The sequence below is a fragment of the Citrobacter sp. RHBSTW-00029 genome, from assembly GCF_014104295.1.
Classification (GTDB): Bacteria; Pseudomonadota; Gammaproteobacteria; order Enterobacterales; family Enterobacteriaceae; genus Citrobacter; species Citrobacter youngae.
Window position 1 is genome coordinate 3569073 of sequence record NZ_JABXRT010000001.1, and the last position, 23110, is coordinate 3592182.

The window sequence follows — 23110 nt, forward strand, 5'->3', positions numbered from 1 at the left end:
TTGCTTCGTTACGTCAATTGTGTCGTGGCTGACACAAGCGCACTATCGGTGCTCAGTGTGTGGTGGCTGGCACAACGGGCGTTTTCAGTTATTCAGGCGTGGCTATGAAAGCCAGCCAGATAAAAATGCCTCGGCTTCAGTCTGCGTTATGTCCCTGCAGTGGTGGAACAGGTGAAACATGTGTTACGTCATTGTTTTATAAAGTATTTATATGCACAGCACAGGTGGAACATCGCGGGTAACAAGGTGGAACAGCGGATCGGCTGGCGTTCCACCTGTTCCACCTTACTATTTCAAAAGGTGGAACAGGCTCAGCCCTTATAAAATACGGTTGTTCCACCTGTTTCACCTGTTACCCTTAATAAATAAGACTCACGCAAAGCCTTAACCCGGCACCTCGCTGTTGAAGACATAGAGTCTGCGGGGATTCATCTCTGGCGGGCGAATGGTTGTCTGTAGCTTGCCATCGGTGGAGGGCAGCAGGTATCCACGATCCGCGCACAAACGCGCCACCTTGCGCGGGTCAAATCCCCGGCAGATTTCTTTCCAGCCGGACGGCATGACGTAGAACGTGGTGACGGCTTCCGTGCCCTGCGCAGTACTGCCTTTCTCCACCCTGCGCCAGCCCACCATATTGCCGGGGCGGTTGCGCTCGTCGTGCCAGTCTGCAAAGCGGCTGTACTGATTCGCGGTAAAGAAACTGCGTACCTGCTCCAGCGCGGCAATATCTTCCTGATTGGCAGTATGCCCGCGATCTTTCAGCCATGCGTTCAGGCAGACGCGGGTTGCCCGCAGGGCTTCTCCCTCAGGCCAGCCGGTGATCCCCAGACGGGTTGCCAGCTCGCCCGCCATCGCCACCAGTGCAAATCGGTTGACGGCCCGGCCCACCTGATTACCCGCATCTTTCGGGGTCAGCGCGGCGGTATATTCCTTCATCAGTGACTTTGCCTGTGCCGTCAGCCCGTTAAGGTCAGCGGTCAGGGCTTTCAGCCACTCCCGGAACGGCGAACCGTAGTAGCTGGACGTGGCCCACTCCAGATGTTCCGCCAGTGCCTTGCCGCTGTCGAAGCCGTGCAGCTCCTCAAATACGCCAAATTTCCCGGAATCGCTGGGGATCTGGATCATCCTGACTTCCATCCCGGCAAAGGTACGCTCACCAGCTTTTGCCGCATGTTCGGTCAGTGACAGCTCGCCGGTTGAAAAGAACAGCAGCCGCCACTGCTTACGGGTGCGCAGCTCACCGTCCGTACCGGCACGGCCCTTGCCCTGACCGTTTGCCAGCATGTAGGCGATATTGCCTGCCTCGCGTCCGTCCACCTCCCGGATCTCATCGAGCATCATGGCGGCATCGTTGCGGCGGCTGGCGCATCCCTCCAGCGCGTTGCCGGTTGCCCGCCACGTCTGCCAGTAGTCAGGCCCGCCGCAGACGGAGGTTGCCGCTTTCATTGTGGTGGTCTTACCGTCCGTCGATTCCCCCTTGAGGTGATAGCCGCCGCCGTCCATACCAACCAACCGTAACAGGGGGGCAGCAAACGCCAGACTGACGGCAAACGCCACGCGGGAGTTGCCGGTGCAGTAGCGGGAAACGTGCTCCCGCCATTCCTCCGTTGTGCCCGACACGCGGAAATCGCGACCCTGCACGGAAGTGGTCTGGAGAATGACACCCTCTGCACCTTCACCGCTGACCTCATCCTGCAGGACGTAAACCTGACCATGCCAGCCGGTGCGGCTGACACAGGTCACGCGGCGTTCCGGTTTACAAAGAGAGATATATTCCATAAGGCGTGCGCGGGCCTCACCGGTGGTGCTGATATAGGACAGCCCGTTGACCAGCAGTACCCGGCGCAGCTCCTCACCGCTGCCGCTCAGCATTTCCATCGGCATCGCCCAGCGGCGGCGCTCACCCCACGTATCTTCCCACTCCAGCAGTCGCCCGAAGTTACCGCCATCAGCATCGCAGGTGATTGCCGTTACGCGCAGCGGGTTGCATATTTTGACGTTCTGGATTTCCGTTTCACCGTTGCGCTGTACCTGTTTTTCATACCAGAGATATTCCTGGGTTAGACGGAACCCGTGCGGCAGTTGCGTGCGGCCCTCCCCGCACAGCACCAGACCGTTGCGAAAGGCTTCACGGGCACGGTTAATACCGTGCTCCCGATGGAAATCATTCCAGTCGGCCTTGATCTCTCCCGGTGGCAGCGTCATCCAGCCGCCAACGGCTTTTGCCGCCCGTTCAGCAAAAGATCTGCCGGGATTCTCGCCCCCGTCCTGAAAATCGTTATCACCGGCGATGATAATTTTTACCTCAGGCCAGCGTGCCCGCAGCGCCTGTGCGACGTTGGGCAGGTTGCCAGCAGATATGGCAGCCACTACGCATCCGGCGGTGATCTGGCTCACCGTCAGTGCCGTGGCGTAACCTTCGGTAATCACCACCTGTACCGGTGGTTCAGACGGTAACGGGCTGAGCGCCACAAACGCGCCTTTCATCGTGCTGCCGGGCAGTATGCTTTTTTCACCCGTCGGGGCGATAAGCTGCGCACCGGTCACGGCTCCGGCGTTGGTCGTGAGCGGTAGCAGCAGGGAGCCGGCAGGGAAATCCTTACCGCTGATATGCTGCACGCTCCCGGTCAGGGGGGCCGGGTATCCGGCGAACCCTTTTCCGGTCAGATAGGGGCTTTCTCCCGTATGGCTCTCTTTCATCAGCGCCGCCACGGTAAGGTTCATGTCGCGTTTAGGAGCTTTTTGCCTGGCGGGCTTAACGGGCAATTTCTGCACATCCGGAATATTAAGCACCTGCGCCACCTCCTGCGCGGCCTTTCTGACACCGTAACCGGTCATGAGCTTAACCAGATCCAGACCATCACCATTGCCGCACTGGCTGCAAATCCACGTCCCGCGCCCGTCAAGGTCATCGAGGCGAAAACGATCCTTGCCCCCACATTTCGGGCAGGGACCGTGCCTGCCGTTTTCAGGTACATCAATACGCAGCATCTGCAGAATAACGGGCCATTTCCCCCGCGCGGCGGCTGAAATCTGCGTAACCGTCTGTGTTGTCATACTTCCCCCTGATGCAGCGCCACACCCGTGCTGCAGAAGTCATCAAAGGCCGCCGGAAGCGTGCGGTACAGCTCCGCCATCACTTCACAGCCGCGCACAGTCAGTACCGGCGGCGCGGTCAGCAATGATGGTTCCAGCATGTCAGTCAGCAGCGCCAGCGCCGCCGCTGCTCCCTGTGCTTCGCCATATTCGTTAATCAATGCGCACTCGATATGCAGGGCAATGGCCATTTCAATACGTTCAACCGTCAGGCTGTGCGGACCATATTGATCGCAGCCGGTTTCAGTCAGCGCTTTCTGGCGCCATGCCGATGCAATAGCCCGCCGGTAAAGCGCAGTAGTCATTTCTGCCGGAAAAATAGAAACCTGCGGCTGGTTCATTGGGTGCCTCCTTCAATCAGTGCGCAACTGTGTGCAATATCCGTCAAATCTGCCCGCAGGTACTCCATCAGCGCGGCAATGCCTGGCGCACAGCCTGCATCCAGCGTTCCGCCCTGAGACGGGTATTCAGAAAAGAGAAGCTGGAGCATGTCGCAGGCATTTCTTGCGCGAGTCAGCTTTCCGAAACCGTCCTCTGACAATCCATAGGCAAAAGCACCAGTATTGTGTTTTTCAGGCAAAGTGTGGCCCTGAGCACTGTTGTGCCCGTTTGAAAAATTCATCGTGGATTACTCCGTTTTCAGCGGTGTTTTGTCAGAGAAACTTTGAATAGTGACTGTCGTCAGGTTCAGCAGAACGCCGTATGCTGCACTCCCGCCAACGGGTAAATACCACAGACGGATGTAGTGTCAGAGAGCCACTACCGCCCTTCGGAGCTGGCGAAGGTTTAAAGAGCGGCGCATCAAACAGGCGCGTATACCGCTGTTCAAACCATGCCAGAGGGCAGGAAGAAAGCTGGTTGTCGCTGTCATGACGTATCAGCACTTCACAGCTGAATTCAGGATTAACCAGCGCCACGGAGGGCGAGGCTTCAATTAATCGGATGATTGTGACGGTCCAGCCACGTTCATGCTGCCAGCGTTCGCCGGGTTGCGGATAATTACGCATGTTCACCTCCGCAGGGAATGCGACCGGCAAAGCTCAGCACGTAGTCCGGGGCCAGTCTGCGCCGCGCTGAGCGCTCGTTATCTGCGGTGATCCTTAACATCACAGGACAGGCATTGCGTTGACTGCGGTTGATCGCAGCAAATAACCAGGTACACTTCTTTTTAGCCATCTTCGTTTCCTCATACAGCGGATTGGTCAGAGGCCCGGTTAGTGTTGCTGCACTGCCGGGCTTCGCCTTTTTCACCCTAGAACACTCAAGGTGTGGCCCACTATAAATATTAGGTGTGGCCCACGTCAATGCTTTTCTTTGTTCTTTTCCCGTGTATACTGTGGCCCACCAAACATACGGAGATTCAGTAATGGCTACCGGTACAAAGAATGCTAAATCACAAGCCTTAAAGGCACGAGTGCCACATGACGTAGTTGAAGCGATGGAAATGGTGAAAGAAGAGGACGAAAGTACGTCACAATTCATCATTACATCCATGCAAAGTGAGATCAAACGCCGCCAGCGCAGGAAAGTTAAGCCAGAGCAAGGAGGCTGAATAGAGAAGCTAACAGACGTTCTCTCAGGCTCCATGCAAATTTCAGTAAGCGACAATATTTTTAAGCCCACAAACTCAATATGTCGGGCTTTTTTATTAGTGATTTTCATGCCGTTCACCACGAGAGGCATATATTTGCTCTTGAATCCAGTGATCGACTTCGCTTTCAACAAATGAAATTGCACGAGTTCCTATTTTTACTGGGCGGGGAAATGTATTATTTGAAAGCTGTTTGTAAAGCCATGCCTTACTACGCTGAACGCGTCTTAACACCTCTTTTGCTGAAATAAGAGTCTGATTATCTGAAAGGTTGTTTGCATATTCCATCTTGTTACTCCGTGTTCTACTTAAGTTCACGGTGACTTTAAACACTGAAAAAAAGTGATTCTAGTGATAATGGAATCTATTAATACAAACGCTGATTCTATTGAAACGTGATAGTTTCTACTGAAAAAAGAAATAATGTTCATATGAAAGAACACGAGAAGAGGAAAACGCACAACAAAATAAAATCAATAAAATTCATATAGATAGCATTGCAGCACAAACAAATCATACGTTAGAAGGTATTATTGCGTTTTATCGATTCATATTACTCAGGGATTACCACAGTATTACACTGTATTACCCTCTATAGCCCCTTAGAGCCTCTTGTAGCCCCTTCTAATGAGAGATATACAGATAGTAATAATAAATTCACTCTCCGTATTTTATAATGTCTTTCCCCAGCTTTATTTTCTTATAGAACGTAGCTTTTTTAACTCCTTTCAATAGAATCTCATTCTCATTACAAAAAGAAACAATATCATTATATATAACACTATTATCGCTATAATTTCCCTTTCCATGTTTCTTAAGCAACTCAATTAGTAAGTAAATTAATTTACAACTATAATTATCCTCATCATCTTTTCTGTACTGCCCTCTGCCATTACTCCTTAACTTTTTACCAACTTCATATAATTCACTTCCTCCTAGCATCATTAAAATATCGCCCCAATCTTTATTTTTTACTTGTTGTTGCAATGCGTTCTCAATTCTTTCCTTAATTTCAGGAGGTACAATATCTTCCCTCTGAAAGATATAAGCGGCAGTTAATACTAAATTCGCCTCCACTTTTTGCGTGGCGGATATGTTTTTATATTCATTAATCAATTGTAGATTTCTGGTTATTGCCTTTCTTAACCGAATAACCTCTTTTAATTGAATATCAGTCAATTCATCATTTTCGGTATCATAGTCAAAACCATTCATAGCAAGCGCCACTTCGTGCGGCGTAATGTACGTTAACCTATTAAAATAAAACAAATTATTATCAGATTGAGTGTTATTCATTTGAATCTCTCCTCAGTACCACAATGGTAATTATTTTCCATGCACACGCGCAAAATCATATGGTGTGATAGATCCATTCTTGTTAGCATCAATGTAATCAGCCCACCATTGCAGCATTAATTTTCTTTCTTCAAGATATTCAGAAGTATGCATATATGAACCTTTCACGTTTTTTCGTTCAACGTGACTTAGCTGTCTTTCAATGGCATCATCATTCCATAGTTTCGACTCACTTAGCGCACCACGTGCCATAGTTCTAAAACCATGCCCACATACTTCTGTCTTCGTATCATATCCCATTACACGTAAGGCGCTATTTACAGTATTTTCACTCATTACTTTTTTAGGATCATGATCGCTGGGAAATATAACCTCGCCTTTACCGCTCAACGCATGTAAACGTTTAAAAATATCAAATGCTTGTTTGCTAAGCGGAACAATATGTTCAGTTTTCATCTTCATCCCACGCTCAGAGTGTTTTACGCCGGGAATAGGTTTACGAATTCCGGGTATCGTCCACTCGCTTCGTTCAAAGTTAACCTCACTCCAGCGAGCAAAACGCATCTCACTTGAACGAATAAATGTGAGTAGCGTTAATTCAACGGCAAGCCGTGTCATTAGTCGCCCTTTATAGCGTGATAGTCTTTCAAGAAACTCAGGGATTCTTTTTGGGGGTAGTGCTGGGTGATGGGTTGCCTTAACGCTTAAAAGCGCTCCAGCCATATCACTGGCAGGATTTGATTCAAGAAGGTCATTCTGCACACCGAAACGCATAATTGCGGTTACGCGCTGCATCAGTCGCTGCGCAACATCATGTTTACCTGCCGCATCAACAGCTTTGATCGGATTGAGAAGCTGGCTGGTTCTCAACATTCTGGCGTCAATTTGACCTATCGAGGGGAAAATATACTGCTCAAGCGTCAGCAGAACGCGACGGCTATGATCTTCGCTCCAAGTTAGGTTACTTGCGTGCCATTGCCTTGCGATAGTTTCAAATAAATATGCCCCCTCAATTTCAGCTTGTGCCCCCTTTTGCTCAGCTTTGGGGTCAATGCCCTGAGACAACAATTTCTTTGCTGCATCACGCTTACCCCGAGCCTCAGCCAAAGTGATCGTCGGGTATACACCAAAAGCGAGCCGATCTTCCTTTTTGTCAGATGGGCGGCGATATTTCATGCGCCAATACTTGGAACCTTTTGGGGAGACTTCAAGATACAAGCCGCCTCCATCAGCCATTTTATAGGCTTTCTCTTTCGGCTTTGCGGTCTCTATCTGGCGAGCATTGAGTTTCATTTTGGGGGCACAAATCCTGATCGAATTGACATGCCCCCGATTATGCCCCCAAAAGAGGGTAGACCACAAGAGACCAACAAAGACCATGAAATACGGTAACTTGCTTGTTTTTAAGGATTTTTTCTGGATTTGTAGACTTCAGGAAACGTCAAAAGAAGTGTTAATGGTGCCGAAGGCCGGACTCGAACCGGCACGTATTTCTACGGTTGATTTTGAATCAACTGCGTCTACCGATTTCGCCACTCCGGCACGGAAGGGATGCGGAAAACGTTGTGGATTATACCTGTCGTGCGCCGCCATGCAAGCGCCAGCGTGTGTCTGGCCTGCTAAGTGTTGAAAATTTCAGCATTACCTTTCTTAGCTGTAACCCTCATCACAGTTTGCCCGCTTCTTAATCCCCCCTTCTGCGAAGCGTCCCGTTTCCCCATGCTCTACACTTCCAGTTCAACACCACACAGAGGGAAACACGATGTCGATGATAAAAAGCTACGCCGCAAAAGCGGCGGGCAGCGAACTCGAACTCTATGAATATGATGCGGGCGAGCTCAAGCCGGAAGATGTCGAAGTCCAGGTCGATTACTGCGGTATCTGCCATTCCGATTTGTCGATGATCGACAACGAATGGGGATTCTCTCAGTATCCGCTGGTTGCCGGGCATGAGGTGATTGGTCGCGTGGCGGCACTCGGCAGCGCGGCGCAGGATAAGGGTCTGAAGGTTGGTCAGCGCGTCGGTATTGGCTGGACGGCGCGCAGCTGCGGACATTGTGACGCCTGTATCAGCGGTAATCAGATTAACTGCCTGGAAGGTTCCGTTCCTACTATTCTCAATCGCGGCGGCTTTGCCGAGAAGCTGCGAGCCGACTGGCAGTGGGTGATCCCGCTACCGGAGAGCATTGATCTGGCGGCGGCTGGCCCCTTGCTGTGCGGCGGTATCACCGTGTTCAAACCGCTGCTGATGCACCATATCACCGCCACCAGCCGCGTCGGGGTGATCGGTATCGGCGGCCTGGGGCATATCGCCATTAAGCTGTTACACGCGATGGGCTGCGAAGTGACCGCATTCAGCTCCAATCCGGCGAAAGAGCAGGAAGTGCTGGCGATGGGGGCGGATAAGGTGGTCAACAGCCGCGATCCGGATGCGCTAAAAGCGCTGGCGGGCCAGTTCGATCTCATTATTAACACGGTTAACGTCGATCTCGACTGGCAGCCCTATTTTGAAGCGTTGGCCTACGGCGGAAACTTCCATACCGTCGGCGCGGTGCTGAAGCCGCTGCCGGTGCCGGCATTTACCTTAATTGCCGGGGATCGCAGCATCTCCGGTTCGGCGACCGGGACGCCATTCGAGCTGCGCAAGCTGATGAAGTTTGCCGGGCGCAGCAAGGTGTCGCCTACCACCGAGCTGTACCCGATGTCGCAAATTAACGAAGCAATCCAGCACGTGCGTGACGGCAAGGCCCGCTACCGCGTGGTGCTGAAAGCCGACTTCTGATGCCGGGCTCAGTCCCGCAAGGGGCTGGGCTTATTGCCCGTTACGAAACGCGAGCACCGCCTGGCGGCACTGTTCCGTCACATGTTCAATGTCATGGTTCACGTCGATGCGGGCAATATCTTTCTCATCGTCCTGCGGGCACTCCAGCGCGTCGAACTGGCTTTTGAGTAATCCCACTGGCATAAAATGCCCTGCCCGACGCTGCATGCGCGCCAGAATGGTCTCGTAGTCGCCGTCCAGCCACAGAAAATGCACATTCGGGCTGCCCTGACGCAATATATCGCGGTACTGTTTTTTTAATGACGAGCAGACAATAAACCCGGTCTCGTTCTTTTTATATAAACTGTATGAGGCGTCATTTAATCGCGCTAGCCACGGCAGTCGGTCTTCATCGGTTAATGGAATACCGTCAGACATTTTATCAATATTTTTAGCGGGATGGAGATCGTCGCCATCAATGAATTTAGCCGATAACATTGCGGCAATTTTGCTGCCAATTAAAGATTTACCGCTTCCCGAAACGCCCATCAAAATATAACTTTCCCCGGCCATTGAAAAAACTCCAGATTCATATTCCATGGCGCGATACTACGCCTTCCACATTGCAGAATTCACCTTTTTTCGCCGCGACTGAGCAGATTTACAGGGCGCATCACGTTATGCGTAACATTGTAGTGTAACAATTTCTCAGCGTGATCTGCGTCACAAATAATAACAATTAAAACCGTTTAAATGCTGCCGAGGTTACTACCTGACCAGTGAGGCATTTATGCAAGTCAAAACCCAATCCTGCGTTGTCGCGGGTAAGAAAACTGTTGCCATTACCGACCAAAATATAGAATGGAATAATAAAGGAACGCTGGTACAAATTACCCGCGGGGGAATTTGTGGTTCCGATTTACATTATTATCAGGAAGGCAAAGTCGGTAATTTTACCGTTAAAGCGCCGATGATTTTAGGCCATGAAGTTATTGGTAAAGTAGTGCACAGCGATTCAATAGAATTACATGAAGGTCAGTCGGTGGCGATTAATCCGTCGAAGCCCTGCGGTCACTGCAAATACTGTCTGCAGCATGAAGAAAACCAGTGTACGGAAATGCGCTTTTTTGGCAGCGCCATGTATTTTCCCCACGTCGACGGCGGCTTTACTCAGTTTAAAACCGTCGATACTGCGCAGTGCATCCCCTACCCTCAGGAGGCCGATGAAAAAGTCATGGCCTTTGCCGAACCGTTGGCGGTCGCGATCCACGCCGCGCATGAAGCGGGCGACCTGCAGGGCAAGCGCGTGTTTATCTCCGGCGTTGGGCCTATCGGCTGCCTCATCATCAGCGCGGTAAAAACGCTCGGCGCGGCAGAAATCGTCTGTGCGGATATCAGTTCACGTTCGCTCTCGCTGGCGCAACAAATGGGAGCCGACACGCTGATTAACCCGCAGCAGGACTCGCTCGATGAGTGGAAAAAAGAGAAAGGCTACTTCGACGTCAGCTTCGAAGTCTCCGGCCATCCGTCCTCAATCACCACCTGTCTGGAAGTGACCCGCGCGAAAGGCGTGATGGTGCAGGTCGGCATGGGCGGCGCGGTGCCGGACTTCCCGATGATGATGCTGATCGGCAAAGAGATCGCGCTCAAAGGTTCGTTCCGCTTTACCACCGAGTTCAACACCGCAGTGTCGTGGCTGGCGAATAACGTTATCGATCCGCTGCCGTTACTCAGCGCCGAATATCCGTTTACCGACCTCGAACAGGCGCTGATCTTCGCCGGGGATAAAACCCAGGCGGCGAAGGTCCAGCTCGTTTTCGAAGACATAAAATAAGGAATAGCATGATGAACGATCTTTTTTCACTGGACGGCAAAAATATTCTGATCACCGGTTCGGCCCAGGGTATTGGTTATTTACTGGCGACTGGGCTGGGTAAATATGGCGCGCAGATTATCGTCAATGACATTACGCCGGAGCGCGCGGAGGCCGCCGTCGCCAAACTGCAGCAGGAAGGGATCCGCGCCGTGGCCGCGCCGTTCAATGTTACGCATAAACAGGACATTGACGCCGCCATCGACCATATCGAAAAAGACATTGGCCAAATTGATGTGCTGGTGAATAACGCCGGTATCCAGCGTCGCCATCCGTTTACCGAGTTCCCGGAGCAGGACTGGAACGATGTGATTGCCGTTAACCAGACGGCGGTATTCCTGGTCTCCCAGGCGGTAACGCGTCGCATGGTGGAACGTCAGGCCGGAAAGGTCATCAACATCTGCTCCATGCAGAGCGAACTGGGCCGCGACACCATCACGCCGTACGCCGCCTCCAAAGGCGCGGTAAAAATGCTTACCCGCGGGATGTGTGTTGAGCTGGCACGCCACAATATCCAGGTCAACGGGATCGCGCCGGGCTACTTCAAAACCGAAATGACCAAAGCGCTGGTAGAGGATGAAGCCTTCACCTCCTGGCTATGCAAACGTACGCCAGCCGCGCGCTGGGGCGATCCACAGGAGCTGATCGGCGCGGCGGTATTCCTCTCTTCTAAAGCATCCGATTTTGTTAACGGGCACCTGTTGTTTGTCGATGGCGGCATGCTGGTCGCCGTCTGATACCACACAACGCAACATCACGCAGCGCCCAGGCGCTGCATTTTTGGCTCCCCCCTGAATAATTCGAGTTGCAGCCAACACACCTGCAGCTTGAAGGATGACGGGGATATAAGAGAAACGATTATGCCATTAATAATAATTGCGGCAGGCGTCGCGCTGCTCCTGGTCCTGATGATTGGCTTTAAAGTTAACGGCTTTATTGCTCTGGTCCTGGTGGCGGCGGTCGTTGGTTTTGCCGAAGGGATGGATGCACAGGCCGTTCTGCACTCAATACAAAACGGGATCGGTGGCACGCTTGGCGGGCTGGCGATGATCCTCGGCTTCGGCGCAATGCTCGGCAAGCTGATTTCCGATACCGGCGCGGCTCAGCGCATCGCCACCACGCTGATTGGCACATTCGGTAAAAAGCGCGTGCAGTGGGCGCTGGTGATCACCGGTCTGGTTGTCGGCCTGGCGATGTTCTTCGAAGTCGGCTTTGTTCTGCTGCTACCGCTGGTGTTTACGGTGGTGGCCTCGTCCGGCCTGCCGCTGCTGTATGTTGGCGTACCGATGGTCGCCGCGCTGTCCGTGACCCACTGTTTTCTGCCGCCGCATCCGGGGCCGACCGCGATTGCCACCATTTTTGAGGCCAATCTCGGCACCACCCTGCTGTACGGATTTATTATTACTATCCCGACGGTGATTGTCGCCGGGCCGCTGTTTTCTAAGCTGCTGACCCGCTTTGAGAAAGCGCCACCGGAAGGATTATTCAACCCGCATCTGTTCACCGAAGAAGAGATGCCGTCGTTCTGGAACAGTATCTTTGCGGCGGTTATCCCGGTCATACTGATGGCGGTCGCCGCCGTGTGCGAAATTACGCTGCCAAAGACCAACAGCGTGCGGGTGTTCTTTGAGTTTATCGGTAACCCTGCGGTCGCGTTGTTTATCGCTATCGTGCTCGCCATTTTTACCCTTGGTCGACGTAACGGGCGTACGATCGAGCAAATTATGGATATCATTGGCGACTCTATCGGCGCAATCGCGATGATTGTGTTTATCATCGCCGGGGGCGGCGCGTTTAAGCAGGTTCTGGTCGACAGCGGCGTGGGACAATATATCTCGCACCTGATGACCGGCACGTCGCTTTCTCCGTTGCTGATGTGCTGGACGGTTGCCGCCTTGCTGCGCATCGCGCTCGGTTCAGCCACCGTAGCGGCGATCACCACCGCAGGCGTGGTGCTGCCGATTATCAACGTCACGCATGCCGACCCGGCGCTGATGGTGCTGGCTACCGGCGCGGGCAGCGTGATTGCCTCCCACGTTAACGATCCGGGATTCTGGCTGTTTAAAGGCTATTTTAATCTCAGCGTGGGGGAAACGTTGCGCACATGGACGGTCATGGAGACACTGATTTCCATTATGGGGCTGCTGGGGGTTCTGGCGCTGAACGCCATCCTGCATTAAGACGGTCATCACCGGGGAGCACAGGTCTGCGCTCCCCGGCACTGGAGAGAAAATGAGGAACCACAGAATTTCTTTGCAAGACATCGCCACGCTGGCGGGCGTGACCAAAATGACGGTGAGCCGCTACATTCGCTCGCCGAAAAAGGTCGCAAAGGAAACCGGTGAACGCATCGCGCAGATTATGGAGGAGATTAATTACATCCCCAACCGCGCGCCCGCGATGCTGCTGAACGCGCAAAGCTACACGCTCGGCGTGCTGATCCCCTCGTTTCAAAACCAGTTGTTCGCAGATATTCTGGCCGGTATTGAGTCAGTCACCTCGGACCATAACTATCAGACGCTGATCGCCAACTACAATTACGACCGGGAATCAGAGGAAGAGTCGGTGATTAACCTGCTGTCGTACAATATCGACGGCATTATTTTGTCCGAGAAATATCACACTCTGCGCACAGTTAAATTTCTGCGTTCAGCCAACATTCCGGTGGTCGAGCTGATGGATATTCAGGGCGATCGTCTGGACATGGAAGTAGGTTTCGATAACCGTCAGGCGGCGTTTGATATGGTCAGCACCATGCTGGATAAACGTCAGCGGCGCAAAATCCTCTACCTAGGTTCGAAAGACGACGTCCGCGATGAACAACGCTATCGCGGCTACTGCGATGCCATGACGCGTCGGGGTCTGGTGCCGCTGCGCGTCAATCCGCGCGCTATTTCGTCCATTCATCTTGGCACCCAGATGATGCGGGACGCGCTGGCTGCGCATCCGGATGTAGACGGCGTGTTTTGCACCAACGACGATATTGCGATGGGCGCGCTGCTGCTGTGCCGCGAGCGCGAGCTGGCCGTTCCGGAACAGATCTCAATTGCCGGTTTTCACGGGCTGGAAATGGGCAGGCAGATGATCCCAAGCCTCGCCAGCGTGATCACCCCGCGTTTTGACATTGGCCGCATGGCGGCGCAGATGTTGCTGAGCAAAATCAAGAACAACGACCATAACCACAACACCGTGGATCTTGGGTATCAGATTTATCACGGCAATACACTTTAAGTCATTTTCTCTCGCCATCGCATACTCTCTTTGATGGACATTGCCTATACTCCAGGCAGGATAAATGGAGGAAATCTCAATGAGCGCACCCCTGCTAATTGCCCGCACGCCGGACACCGAACTGTTTTTACTGCCAGGCATGGCCAACCGTCACGGGCTGATTACCGGCGCGACCGGAACCGGTAAAACCGTCACGTTACAAAAGCTTGCCGAATCGCTGTCCGGGATTGGCGTACCGGTATTTATGGCCGATGTGAAAGGTGACTTAACCGGCGTGGCCGAGGAAGGACAAGCCTCTGAAAAGCTGCTCGCCCGCCTGAAAAACATCGGCATTACCGACTGGCAACCGCATGCCAATCCGGTCACGGTATGGGATATCTTTGGCGAAAAGGGTCACCCGGTGCGGGCCACGGTATCTGATCTCGGGCCGCTGCTGCTGGCTCGTCTGCTGAATCTCAACGACGTGCAGTCCGGCGTGCTGGATATTATCTTCCGTATTGCCGATGACCAGGGTCTGTTGCTGCTGGATTTCAAAGATCTGCGGGCCATTACGCAGTACATCGGCGATAACGCTAAATCGTTCCAGAACCAGTACGGCAACATCAGTAGCGCCTCGGTGGGCGCTATCCAGCGCGGACTGTTGTCACTGGAACAACAGGGCGCGGCGCACTTCTTTGGCGAACCGATGCTGGATATCAAAGACTGGATGCGAACCGACGCCAGCGGCAAAGGGATGATCAACATCCTCAGCGCCGAGAAACTCTACCAGATGCCCAAACTGTACGCCGCCAGCCTGCTGTGGATGCTCTCCGAACTGTACGAACAGCTGCCGGAAGCAGGCGATCTGGAAAAACCAAAACTGGTGTTCTTCTTTGATGAAGCGCATCTGCTGTTCAACGACGCCCCGCAGGTGCTGCTGGATAAAATCGAACAGGTGATCCGCCTGATCCGCTCGAAAGGGGTCGGTGTGTGGTTCGTCTCGCAAAACCCGTCGGATATTCCGGACAACGTGCTTGGCCAGTTGGGTAACCGCGTGCAGCACGCCCTGCGCGCGTTCACGCCGAAAGATCAGAAAGCGGTGAAAAGCGCGGCGCAAACCATGCGCGCCAACCCGGCGTTTGATACCGAGAAAGCTATTCAGGAGCTGGGCACCGGCGAGGCGCTGGTGTCGTTTCTGGACGCCAAAGGCAGCCCGTCGGTGGTGGAGCGGGCAATGGTGATTGCGCCCTGCTCCCGTATGGGGCCGGTAACCGACGATGAGCGCAACGGGCTGATCAATCACTCCTCGCTGTACGGCAAATATGAGGAAGAGGTCGACCGCGAATCCGCCTATGAGCGTTTACAGCAAGGCGTGCAAGCCAGCACCGGGCAGCAAAATACGCCTCCCGCCAACGGTAAAGCGGTCGAGGTTGACGACGGTATTCTCGGTGGGTTGAAGGATATTTTGTTTGGCAGCACAGGACCGCGCGGCGGCAAGCGCGATGGCGTGGTACAGAGCGTGGCGAAAAGCGCGGCGCGACAGGTCACTAATCAGATAATCCGCGGCATGTTGGGGAGTTTGATGGGCGGGAGAAAACGCTAGTGTCCGTGTTACTGTGCCGGATGGCAGCGTAAACGCCTTATCAGGCCTACGGGCCCTGGTAGGCCTGATAAGCGCAGCGCCATCAGGCACTGCGCTTTACTGTGATTACGACCTACGCAGCATCAGCCACAGACTAATCAGCAGGAAGCTGGCACTTGGCAGCAGCGCGCCGATAATCGGCGGAATGCCGTACACCAGCGTCAGCGGGCCAAAGATTTGGTCCAGCACATAGAACACAAAACCGAAGCTAATCCCCGTCACCACACGCACACCCATCGGCACGCTACGCAGCGGGCCGAAGATAAATGACAGCGCCATCAGCATCATGACCGCCACTGACAGCGGCTGGAACACTTTGCTCCACATATTGAGCTGGTAGCGTCCGGCGTCCTGGCCGCTCGACTTCAGGTACTTCACGTAATTATGCAGACCACTAATCGACAGCGCGTCAGGATCCAACGCCACGACGCCGAGCTTGTCGGGCGTAAGGTTGGTTTTCCAGGTGCCGCTCACCGTCTGCGAACCGGTGATTTGTTTCGGGTCGGTCAGGTTGGACTCATCCACCTGCGACAAACGCCAGACCTTCTGCTCCGGGTCAAACGTCGCGCTGGCGGCATAGCGAACGGACTGCAAACGACGCTTGTCGTTAAAGGCGTAAATGCTGATTCCGCCTAATTCGGCGTCCCCTTTCACTCGCTCGATGTAAACAAAGCTGTCGCCATCTTTCGCCCACAGTCCTTGCTGGGTAGAGAGCAGCGAGCCGCCGTACATCTGCTGCGCACGGTAGTTACGCGCCATCTGTTCACCCTGCGGTGCCACCCATTCCCCGATGGCCATCGTCAGCAGCACCAGCGGAATCGCGGTTTTCATCACCGACAACGCTACCTGCATACGGGTAAAGCCGGAAGCCTGCATCACCACCAGTTCACTGCGCTGGGCCAACATGCCCAGCCCCAACAACGCACCCAGCAGCGCCGCCATCGGGAAGAAGATCTGGATATCTTTCGGTGCGCTGAGCAGGGTATACAGCCCGGCGCCCATCGCATCGTAGCTCCCCTGCCCGGCTTTTTTCAGCTGGTCGACAAACTTGATGATCCCGGAGAGCGACACCAGCATGAACAACGTCATCATGATGGTGGTAAAAATGGTTTTACCGATATAGCGGTCAAGTACACCAAAGGGCTGCATTATACCGCTCCTTTACGCATAAAACGGGCACGCAAGCGGCGCATCGGCACCGTATCCCAGAGGTTAAGCACAATCGCCAGCGCCAGATAGGCCAGGTTTACCACCCACATCCAGAACACCGGATCCAGTTTACCTTTGCCACCGTTCGACTTCAGCGACGTCTGCACCAGGAAGAACAGCAAATAGAGCAGCATGGCTGGCAGCATCGACAGCACGCGACCCTGACGCGGGTTAACCACGCTCAGCGGGACAACCATCAGCGCCATCATAAATACGGTGAATACCAATGTGATACGCCAGTGCAGCTCCGCACGGGCCCGAGCGTTGTCGGTATTCCACAGTGTGCGCATATCCATCTGGTCGGTATCGTTGGGATCCAGCGCCACGGCCTGATGGCCGATAATCGCCTGGTAGTCCTGGAAATCGGTAATGCGGAAATCGCGCAGCAGCGCGGTCCCTTCAAAACGCGTACCTTTGTTCAGCACCACGACCTGAGAGCCGTCACGCAACTGAGTCAGATGTCCGGAATCAGCCACAACCACCGAAGGACGGGCGTTACCTTTCGGGCGGATTTGCGCGAGGAACACATCTTTGAAGCTGCTACCATCAACACTTTCGATAAACAACACCGAACTGCCGTTCGTTGCCTGCTGGAATTGCCCTTGAGCAAGCGCCGCCATGCCGGGGTTCGCTTTTGCTTCCGCCAGCACTTCATCCTGATGCCGGGAGGACCACGGTCCGGCCCACATTACGTTGACTGCCGCAACGATACTGGTAAACAACGCCAGCACCATCGCCGCTTTTACCAGCACAGCCTTGCTCAGCCCGCAGGCGTGCATGACCGTAATTTCACTTTCGGTATACAGTTTGCCCAGCGTCATTAGCAGCCCAAGGAAGAGGCTTAAGGGCAAGATAAGTTGCGCCATTTCTGGCACGCCCAGCCCCAGCAGCGAGAGCACCAGATTCGCCGGGATATCACCGTCAACAGCCGCACCCAGGATCCTGACTAACTTTTGACAAAAGAAGATCAAAAGCAGGATGAATAGGATCGCAAGTTGGCTTTTGAGCGTTTCCCGAACCAGATATCTTATGATTATCACTTTAAATACGCCCGTAAAAACCCGTCTTTTGCCGGAATTTAGCTTGTTTCATGGCTTAAACGTCATTTATTCTCTTGAGTCGTCGAAATCGTCGCTAAGATCATTATACTCAACGGATCCACCTCTCAGAAATTGTTCTGACGTGCCAATGCCGTAATAACGTTAAGATTAACACGAAGTCACCGCAACAGCGGGTATGAGTTACGAAAGCTTGCAATTCTATCCGTAGCCACCGCTGTTGTCTTTAAGATTCAGGAGCGTAGTGCATGGAGTTCAGTGTAAAAAGCGGTAGCCCGGAGAAACAGCGGAGTGCGTGCATCGTCGTGGGTGTCTTTGAACCACGCCGCCTCTCTCCGATTGCAGAGCAGCTCGACAAGATCAGCGACGGGTACATCAGCGCACTGCTGCGTCGTGGCGAACTGGAAGGCAAACCGGGTCAAACCCTGTTGCTGCACCATGTTCCTAACGTTCTGTCTGAGCGAATTCTCCTCATTGGTTGTGGCAAAGAGCGTGAACTTGATGAGCGCCAGTACAAGCAGGTCATTCAGAAAACCATCAATACGCTGAATGATACTGGCTCAATGGAAGCCGTCTGCTTTCTGACTGAGCTGCACGTCAAAGGACGCAATAACTACTGGAAAGTGCGCCAGGCCGTTGAGACGGCCCAGGAAACGCTGTACAGCTTTGACCAGTTGAAGACCAACAAAAGCGAGCCGCGCCGCCCGCTGCGTAAAATGGTCTTCAACGTACCGACCCGCCGTGAGCTGACCAGCGGCGAGCGTGCTATCCAGCACGGCCTGGCCATTGCTGCCGGTATTAAAGCGGCGAAAGATCTCGGCAATATGCCGCCAAATATTTGTAACGCCGCCTATCTGGCTTCTCAGGCGCGTCAGCTGGCAGACAGCTACAGCAAAAATGTTGTGACCCGCGTGATCGGCGAGCAGCAGATGAAAGAGCTGGGTATGCACTCTTATCTCGCCGTCGGCCACGGCTCGCAGAACGAGTCACTGATGTCGGTCATCGAGTACAAAGGCAATCCGTCCGAAGACGCGCGTCCGATTGTGCTGGTCGGTAAAGGGTTAACCTTCGACTCCGGCGGTATCTCCATCAAACCAGCCGAAGGCATGGATGAGATGAAGTACGACATGTGCGGCGCGGCGGCAGTGTACGGCGTAATGCGCATGGTGGCCGAGCTTCAACTACCCATCAACGTCGTCGGCGTACTGGCGGGCTGCGAAAACATGCCGGGTGGCCGCGCGTATCGCCCGGGCGATGTGCTGACCACTATGTCCGGGCAGACCGTTGAAGTGCTCAATACCGATGCCGAAGGCCGTCTGGTGCTGTGCGACGTGTTAACCTACGTCGAACGCTTTGAGCCGGAAGCGGTGATTGACGTCGCGACCCTGACCGGCGCGTGCGTGATTGCGCTGGGCCATCACATCACCGGCCTGATGTCGAACCACAACCCGCTGGCGCATGAGCTGATCGGTGCGTCCGAGCAGGCTGGCGACCGCGCGTGGCGTTTGCCGCTGGGTGATGAATACCAGGAGCAATTAGAGTCTAACTTTGCGGATATGGCGAACATCGGCGGACGCCCTGGCGGCGCCATTACCGCGGGCTGCTTCCTGTCACGCTTTACCCGTAAGTACAACTGGGCGCACCTGGATATCGCCGGTACCGCATGGCGTTCAGGGAAAGCCAAAGGCGCAACCGGTCGTCCGGTCGCGTTGCTGTCGCAGTTCCTGCTCAATCGTGCCGGTTTTAACGGCGAAGAGTGATGTAAAACGCCGGGTGGCGGCTTCGCCTTACCCGGCCTACAACGTCACTCAACCGTAGGCCGGATAAGCGTAGCGCCATCCGGCTTCGCATTTAAATCCACCAAAAGAAGCCCCATATATGAGAAATGCAACGTTCTATATTCTGGACAATGACAACACCATCGACGGCCTCAGCGCCGTTGAACAACTGGTGTGTGAAATTGCCGCAGAACGTTGGCGGGCTGGCAAGCGTGTGCTGATCGCCTGTGAAAACGAAAAGCAGGCTCTGCGACTGGATGAAGCCCTGTGGGCAAGACCGGCAGAAAGCTTTGTTCCACATAATCTGGCGGGTGAAGGCCCCAGAGGCGGCGCCCCGGTAGAGATTGCCTGGCCGGAAAAACGCAACAGCAGCCCGCGCGACCTGCTCATCAGTTTACGCGTTGGCTTTGCAGATTTTGCCACCGCTTTCACAGAAGTGATAGACTTCGTTCCTTACGAAGATTCTTTGAAACAATCGGCACGCGATCGCTACAAAGCTTACCGCGTGGCTGGTTTTAACCTGAATACGGCAACCTGGAAATAATGGAAAAGACATACAACCCACAAGATATCGAACAGCCGCTTTACGAGCACTGGGAAAAGCAGGGCTATTTCAAACCTAACGGCGATGAAAGCAAAGAGTCCTTCTGCATCATGATCCCGCCGCCGAACGTCACCGGCAGTTTGCATATGGGTCATGCTTTCCAGCAAACCATCATGGATACCATGATTCGCTACCAGCGCATGCAGGGCAAAAACACCCTGTGGCAGGCCGGTACCGACCACGCGGGTATCGCAACCCAGATGGTGGTTGAACGTAAGATTGCCGCTGAAGAAGGTAAAACCCGTCACGACTACGGTCGCGAAGCGTTTATCGACAAAATTTGGCAGTGGAAAGCGGAATCCGGCGGCACCATTACCCGTCAGATGCGCCGTCTCGGCAACTCCGTTGACTGGGAGCGCGAGCGCTTCACCATGGACGAAGGCCTTTCCAATGCCGTGAAAGAAGTCTTCGTTCGCCTGTACAAAGAAGACCTGATTTACCGAGGCAAGCGCCTGGTAAACTGGGACCCGAAACTGCGCACAGCCATCTCTGACCTGGAAGTGGAAAACCGCGAGTCTAAAGGCTCGATGTGGCACATCCGCTATCCGCTGGCCGACGGCGCGAAAACCGCAGACGGTAAAGATTACCTGGTCGTGGCGACCACTCGTCCGGAAACCATTCTGGGCGATACCGGCGTGGCCGTGAACCCGGAAGATCCACGTTATAAAGATCTGATCGGCAAATTCGTCATGCTGCCGCTGGTTGACCGCCGTATTCCTATCGTGGGCGACGAACACGCCGATATGGAAAAAGGCACCGGCTGCGTGAAGATCACCCCTGCGCACGACTTTAACGACTATGAAGTCGGCCGTCGTCACGCCCTGCCAATGATTAACATTCTGACCTTTGATGGCGACATCCGCGAAACCGCGGAAGTGTATGACACCAAAGGTGAAGAGTCTGACGTTTACTCCAACGCTATCCCGGCTGAATTCCAGAAGCTGGAACGCTTTGCCGCGCGTAAAGCGATCGTCGCTGCCATCGATGCGATGGGCCTGCTGGAAGAGATCAAACCTCACGATCTGACCGTTCCTTACGGCGACCGTGGCGGCGTGGTTATCGAACCGATGCTGACCGACCAGTGGTACGTCCGTGCCGACGTGCTGGCAAAACCGGCGGTTGAAGCGGTTGAGAACGGCGACATCCAGTTCGTACCGAAGCAGTACGAAAACATGTACTTCTCCTGGATGCGCGATATTCAGGACTGGTGTATCTCCCGTCAGCTGTGGTGGGGTCACCGTATCCCGGCATGGTATGACAACGACGGTAACGTCTACGTTGGCCGCACCGAAGACGAAGTGCGTCAGGAAAACAACCTCGGCGCTGACGTTCAGCTTCGTCAGGACGAAGACGTTCTCGATACCTGGTTCTCCTCCGCGCTGTGGACCTTCTCTACCCTCGGCTGGCCAGAAAATACCGATGCGCTGCGTCAGTTCCACCCAACCAGCGTGATGGTTTCCGGCTTCGACATCATCTTCTTCTGGATTGCCCGCATGATCATGATGACCATGCACTTCATCAAAGATGAAAACGGCAAGCCGCAGGTTCCGTTCCATACCGTCTACATGACCGGTCTGATCCGTGACGACGAAGGCCAGAAGATGTCCAAATCCAAGGGCAACGTGATTGACCCGCTGGATATGGTCGACGGTATCTCGCTGCCGGAGCTGCTGGAAAAACGTACCGGCAACATGATGCAACCGCAGCTGGCCGAGAAGATCGCCAAGCGCACCGAGAAGCAGTTCCCGAACGGCATCGAGCCGCACGGTACCGACGCCCTGCGTTTCACCCTGGCGGCGCTGGCCTCTACCGGCCGCGACATCAACTGGGATATGAAGCGTCTGGAAGGTTACCGTAACTTCTGTAACAAGCTGTGGAACGCCAGCCGCTTCGTGCTGATGAACACCGAAGATCAGGATTGCGGCTTCAACGGCGGCGAAATGACCCTGTCTCTGGCCGACCGCTGGATCCTGGCTGAATTCAACCAGACCATCAAAGCGTACCGCGAAGCGCTGGATAACTTCCGCTTCGATATCGCCGCGGGCATTCTGTACGAGTTCACCTGGAACCAGTTCTGCGACTGGTATCTGGAGCTGACCAAGCCGGTAATGACCGGAGGAACTGATGCTGAACTGCGCGGCACCCGTAATACGCTGGTGACCGTGCTGGAAGGCCTGCTGCGCCTGGCGCATCCGATCATCCCCTTCATCACCGAGACCATCTGGCAGCGCGTGAAAGTGATTTGTGGCAACACCGCAGATACCATCATGCTGCAGCCGTTCCCGGAATATAACGCGGCTCAGGTTGATGAAGCGGCACTGGCTGATACCGAATGGCTGAAGCAGGCGATCGTTGCCGTACGTAACATCCGCGCGGAAATGAACATTGCCCCAGGCAAACCGCTGGAGCTGATGCTGCGTGGTTGCAGCGCGGATGCGATGCGTCGCGTTAACGACAACAAGAGCTTCCTGCTGAACCTGGCGCGTCTGGAAAGCATCACCGTGCTGCCTGCCGATGACAAAGGTCCGGTTTCGGTGACCAAAATCATCGACGGCGCCGAGCTGCTGATCCCAATGGCAGGTCTCATCAACAAAGAAGATGAACTGGCGCGTCTGGCGAAAGAAGTCGCGAAAATCGAAGGTGAGATTGCCCGTATCGAAGGCAAACTCTCCAACGAAGGCTTCGTTGCCCGCGCACCGGAAGCGGTGATCGCCAAAGAGCGTGAGAAGCTGGACGGTTACGCGGAAGCCAAAGCGAAGCTGATTGAGCAGCAGGCAGTTATCGCCGCGCTGTAAAAATCGTGCCCATACGTTTGCCGGATGGCGCTTGCGCTTTTCCGGCCTACGGGCACCGTCAACGTAGGTCGGATAAGCAACCGACAGCTCGTGAACCCGATAAAGCCTCTGGCGTTCTCGCTCAGAGGCTTTTTCTTGAATTATCCTCGCTTGCGCTTCCCCTCATCGCAGTGGTATTAACTGCATATGTCCCACTT

General features: G+C 54.1%; 22 protein-coding genes and 1 tRNA gene. 10 read left to right on the forward strand and 13 right to left on the reverse strand.

The window, feature by feature from the left end:
• Positions 1-384: 384 nt before the first annotated feature.
• From HV041_RS17320 to HV041_RS25220, 5 genes are read right to left on the reverse strand one after another with little or no spacing between them, the layout of a single operon-like run.
• On the reverse strand, positions 385-3057 hold the full coding sequence (locus HV041_RS17320; protein ID WP_126656137.1) for a TOPRIM and DUF927 domain-containing protein: 2673 nt from the start codon (positions 3055-3057) through the stop codon (positions 385-387).
• Complete coding sequence (locus HV041_RS17325) at positions 3054-3437, reverse strand: DUF5375 family protein (protein ID WP_001075577.1); 384 nt, start codon at positions 3435-3437, stop codon at positions 3054-3056. Before HV041_RS17325 ends, HV041_RS17320 begins: the two co-directional genes overlap by 4 nt.
• Positions 3434-3718 (reverse strand): hypothetical protein, encoded by a 285-nt coding sequence (locus HV041_RS17330; protein ID WP_023248596.1) that lies wholly within the window; start codon positions 3716-3718, stop codon positions 3434-3436. The genes HV041_RS17325 and HV041_RS17330 overlap by 4 nt, the downstream gene beginning before the upstream one ends.
• Before the next feature lie 31 nt (positions 3719-3749).
• Positions 3750-4103, reverse strand: coding sequence for a hypothetical protein (locus HV041_RS17335; RefSeq protein ID WP_182294250.1), 354 nt, complete (start codon positions 4101-4103; stop codon positions 3750-3752).
• On the reverse strand, positions 4096-4272 hold the full coding sequence (locus HV041_RS25220; RefSeq protein ID WP_023248598.1) for a host cell division inhibitor Icd-like protein: 177 nt from the start codon (positions 4270-4272) through the stop codon (positions 4096-4098). Before HV041_RS25220 ends, HV041_RS17335 begins: the two co-directional genes overlap by 8 nt.
• A gap of 190 nt (positions 4273-4462) precedes the next feature.
• Between HV041_RS25220 and HV041_RS25125 the strand changes: the two genes are divergently transcribed.
• Positions 4463-4648, forward strand: a complete 186-nt coding sequence (locus HV041_RS25125) for a YlcI/YnfO family protein (protein ID WP_000190569.1) — start codon at positions 4463-4465, stop codon at positions 4646-4648.
• A gap of 96 nt (positions 4649-4744) precedes the next feature.
• Here the strand turns inward: HV041_RS25125 and HV041_RS17345 are convergent, their stop codons facing one another.
• The 4 genes from HV041_RS17345 to HV041_RS17360 all read right to left on the reverse strand — a co-directional run bounded on the left by HV041_RS17345 (position 4745) and on the right by HV041_RS17360 (position 7525).
• Positions 4745-4975, reverse strand: coding sequence for an AlpA family phage regulatory protein (locus HV041_RS17345; RefSeq protein ID WP_001670042.1), 231 nt, complete (start codon positions 4973-4975; stop codon positions 4745-4747).
• 369 nt (positions 4976-5344) lie between these two features.
• Entirely contained in the window at positions 5345-5983 is a 639-nt protein-coding gene (locus HV041_RS17350) for a hypothetical protein (protein ID WP_001066527.1), read from the reverse strand.
• A 30-nt stretch (positions 5984-6013) separates the two neighbouring features.
• Positions 6014-7276, reverse strand: a complete 1263-nt coding sequence (locus tag HV041_RS17355; protein WP_032166295.1) for an integrase arm-type DNA-binding domain-containing protein — start codon at positions 7274-7276, stop codon at positions 6014-6016.
• A 164-nt stretch (positions 7277-7440) separates the two neighbouring features.
• A tRNA-Leu gene (locus HV041_RS17360) sits at positions 7441-7525 on the reverse strand.
• A gap of 220 nt (positions 7526-7745) precedes the next feature.
• Between HV041_RS17360 and HV041_RS17365 the strand changes: the two genes are divergently transcribed.
• A complete protein-coding gene (locus HV041_RS17365) occupies positions 7746-8765 on the forward strand; it encodes an NAD(P)-dependent alcohol dehydrogenase (protein WP_003839634.1) in 1020 nt (339 codons plus the stop codon).
• Between the two features lie 30 nt (positions 8766-8795).
• On the opposite strand, the gene idnK is transcribed toward HV041_RS17365, so the two are convergent.
• Positions 8796-9317, reverse strand: coding sequence for a gluconokinase (idnK, locus tag HV041_RS17370; RefSeq protein WP_048212820.1), 522 nt, complete (start codon positions 9315-9317; stop codon positions 8796-8798).
• A 217-nt stretch (positions 9318-9534) separates the two neighbouring features.
• On the opposite strand from idnK, the gene idnD reads away from it, so the two are divergent.
• The 5 genes from idnD to HV041_RS17395 all read left to right on the forward strand — a co-directional run bounded on the left by idnD (position 9535) and on the right by HV041_RS17395 (position 15430).
• Positions 9535-10578: an L-idonate 5-dehydrogenase gene (idnD, locus tag HV041_RS17375; protein ID WP_121585400.1), complete on the forward strand. Its 1044-nt coding sequence runs from the start codon at positions 9535-9537 to the stop codon at positions 10576-10578.
• Positions 10579-10589: 11 nt separating this feature from the next.
• Positions 10590-11354: a gluconate 5-dehydrogenase gene (idnO, locus tag HV041_RS17380; protein ID WP_048212822.1), complete on the forward strand. Its 765-nt coding sequence runs from the start codon at positions 10590-10592 to the stop codon at positions 11352-11354.
• 123 nt (positions 11355-11477) lie between these two features.
• A complete protein-coding gene (gene idnT, locus HV041_RS17385; RefSeq protein ID WP_016155581.1) occupies positions 11478-12797 on the forward strand; it encodes a gnt-II system L-idonate transporter in 1320 nt (439 codons plus the stop codon).
• A 52-nt stretch (positions 12798-12849) separates the two neighbouring features.
• Positions 12850-13848, forward strand: a complete 999-nt coding sequence (locus HV041_RS17390; protein ID WP_048212823.1) for a LacI family DNA-binding transcriptional regulator — start codon at positions 12850-12852, stop codon at positions 13846-13848.
• 79 nt (positions 13849-13927) lie between these two features.
• Positions 13928-15430: a helicase HerA-like C-terminal domain-containing protein gene (locus HV041_RS17395; protein WP_121585399.1), complete on the forward strand. Its 1503-nt coding sequence runs from the start codon at positions 13928-13930 to the stop codon at positions 15428-15430.
• A 105-nt stretch (positions 15431-15535) separates the two neighbouring features.
• Here HV041_RS17395 and lptG read toward each other — a convergent pair whose 3' ends face one another.
• The 3 genes from lptG to HV041_RS24910 form a co-directional block, all read right to left on the reverse strand.
• Positions 15536-16618 carry an LPS export ABC transporter permease LptG gene (gene lptG, locus HV041_RS17400; protein WP_048212824.1) on the reverse strand — a complete coding sequence of 361 codons (1083 nt, stop codon included), beginning with the start codon at positions 16616-16618 and terminating at the stop codon, positions 15536-15538.
• Complete coding sequence (gene lptF, locus HV041_RS17405) at positions 16618-17718, reverse strand: LPS export ABC transporter permease LptF (RefSeq protein ID WP_048212825.1); 1101 nt, start codon at positions 17716-17718, stop codon at positions 16618-16620. The genes lptG and lptF overlap by 1 nt, the downstream gene beginning before the upstream one ends.
• A gap of 62 nt (positions 17719-17780) precedes the next feature.
• Positions 17781-17831, reverse strand: a complete 51-nt coding sequence (locus HV041_RS24910; protein WP_212723231.1) for a hypothetical protein — start codon at positions 17829-17831, stop codon at positions 17781-17783.
• Between the two features lie 153 nt (positions 17832-17984).
• On the opposite strand from HV041_RS24910, the gene pepA reads away from it, so the two are divergent.
• The 3 genes from pepA to HV041_RS17420 all read left to right on the forward strand — a co-directional run bounded on the left by pepA (position 17985) and on the right by HV041_RS17420 (position 22913).
• Complete coding sequence (pepA, locus tag HV041_RS17410) at positions 17985-19496, forward strand: leucyl aminopeptidase (RefSeq protein ID WP_003025870.1); 1512 nt, start codon at positions 17985-17987, stop codon at positions 19494-19496.
• 118 nt (positions 19497-19614) lie between these two features.
• The gene (gene holC, locus HV041_RS17415) at positions 19615-20058 is read left to right on the forward strand and encodes a DNA polymerase III subunit chi (protein ID WP_048212826.1); all 444 of its coding nucleotides are present in this window, start codon (positions 19615-19617) and stop codon (positions 20056-20058) included.
• Positions 20058-22913: a valine--tRNA ligase gene (locus HV041_RS17420; protein WP_115643976.1), complete on the forward strand. Its 2856-nt coding sequence runs from the start codon at positions 20058-20060 to the stop codon at positions 22911-22913. Before holC ends, HV041_RS17420 begins: the two co-directional genes overlap by 1 nt.
• Positions 22914-23110: the final 197 nt, after the last annotated feature.

Coding starts and splice junctions, on each gene's coding strand:
- HV041_RS17320 (WP_126656137.1), bottom strand. CDS start 3,057: ATGACAACACAGACGGTTACGCAGATTTCAGCCGCCGCGCGGGGGAAA.
- HV041_RS17325 (WP_001075577.1), bottom strand. CDS start 3,437: ATGAACCAGCCGCAGGTTTCTATTTTTCCGGCAGAAATGACTACTGCG.
- HV041_RS17330 (WP_023248596.1), bottom strand. CDS start 3,718: ATGAATTTTTCAAACGGGCACAACAGTGCTCAGGGCCACACTTTGCCT.
- HV041_RS17335 (WP_182294250.1), bottom strand. CDS start 4,103: ATGCGTAATTATCCGCAACCCGGCGAACGCTGGCAGCATGAACGTGGC.
- HV041_RS25220 (WP_023248598.1), bottom strand. CDS start 4,272: ATGGCTAAAAAGAAGTGTACCTGGTTATTTGCTGCGATCAACCGCAGT.
- HV041_RS25125 (WP_000190569.1), top strand. CDS start 4,463: ATGGCTACCGGTACAAAGAATGCTAAATCACAAGCCTTAAAGGCACGA.
- HV041_RS17345 (WP_001670042.1), bottom strand. CDS start 4,975: ATGGAATATGCAAACAACCTTTCAGATAATCAGACTCTTATTTCAGCA.
- HV041_RS17350 (WP_001066527.1), bottom strand. CDS start 5,983: ATGAATAACACTCAATCTGATAATAATTTGTTTTATTTTAATAGGTTA.
- HV041_RS17355 (WP_032166295.1), bottom strand. CDS start 7,276: ATGAAACTCAATGCTCGCCAGATAGAGACCGCAAAGCCGAAAGAGAAA.
- HV041_RS17365 (WP_003839634.1), top strand. CDS start 7,746: ATGTCGATGATAAAAAGCTACGCCGCAAAAGCGGCGGGCAGCGAACTC.
- idnK (WP_048212820.1), bottom strand. CDS start 9,317: ATGGCCGGGGAAAGTTATATTTTGATGGGCGTTTCGGGAAGCGGTAAA.
- idnD (WP_121585400.1), top strand. CDS start 9,535: ATGCAAGTCAAAACCCAATCCTGCGTTGTCGCGGGTAAGAAAACTGTT.
- idnO (WP_048212822.1), top strand. CDS start 10,590: ATGAACGATCTTTTTTCACTGGACGGCAAAAATATTCTGATCACCGGT.
- idnT (WP_016155581.1), top strand. CDS start 11,478: ATGCCATTAATAATAATTGCGGCAGGCGTCGCGCTGCTCCTGGTCCTG.
- HV041_RS17390 (WP_048212823.1), top strand. CDS start 12,850: ATGAGGAACCACAGAATTTCTTTGCAAGACATCGCCACGCTGGCGGGC.
- HV041_RS17395 (WP_121585399.1), top strand. CDS start 13,928: ATGAGCGCACCCCTGCTAATTGCCCGCACGCCGGACACCGAACTGTTT.
- lptG (WP_048212824.1), bottom strand. CDS start 16,618: ATGCAGCCCTTTGGTGTACTTGACCGCTATATCGGTAAAACCATTTTT.
- pepA (WP_003025870.1), top strand. CDS start 17,985: ATGGAGTTCAGTGTAAAAAGCGGTAGCCCGGAGAAACAGCGGAGTGCG.
- holC (WP_048212826.1), top strand. CDS start 19,615: ATGAGAAATGCAACGTTCTATATTCTGGACAATGACAACACCATCGAC.
- HV041_RS17420 (WP_115643976.1), top strand. CDS start 20,058: ATGGAAAAGACATACAACCCACAAGATATCGAACAGCCGCTTTACGAG.